This window comes from Algoriphagus oliviformis (assembly GCF_017254915.1).
Taxonomy (GTDB): domain Bacteria; phylum Bacteroidota; class Bacteroidia; order Cytophagales; family Cyclobacteriaceae; genus Algoriphagus; species Algoriphagus oliviformis.
In genome coordinates, this window is sequence record NZ_JAFKCT010000050.1 from 1 (window position 1) to 354 (window position 354).

A 354-nucleotide genomic window follows, 5' to 3' on the forward strand; every position below is an offset into this window, starting at 1 on the left:
GCAGCCCAAAAGCGGTAATTTTTTGATTCATTCTTAACCGTTTCAATCATGAAAAAAAAGAAAACCTCCTCCAGGCCGCCTGCTCCAAGATAGCGGGATTTGCTGAACTACTGGCCAAGTTTGAGCAAAAAGTTACCGTCGCAGGCAAGAGCAAAAGCACCCTGACCAACTATACCCGCCACCTGGCCAAGCTGGCGCTCCACTTCAACGAACTGCCCACCGAGGTAGACCCAGACCGGATCAACGACTACCTGCATCTGGTCAAGCGAAGCCACAACACCCCCTCGGACTCCTACTTCAAGTTCACCGTCTATGCCCTGCGCTTCGCCTACCGCATCGAGGGCATGAAGGACA

At 52.8% G+C, this 354-nt stretch carries 1 pseudogene; it reads left to right on the forward strand.

The features are described from left to right. Positions 1-161: 161 nt before the first annotated feature. A pseudogene (locus tag J0A68_RS23285) lies at positions 162-354 on the forward strand (tyrosine-type recombinase/integrase); the annotation flags it as partial.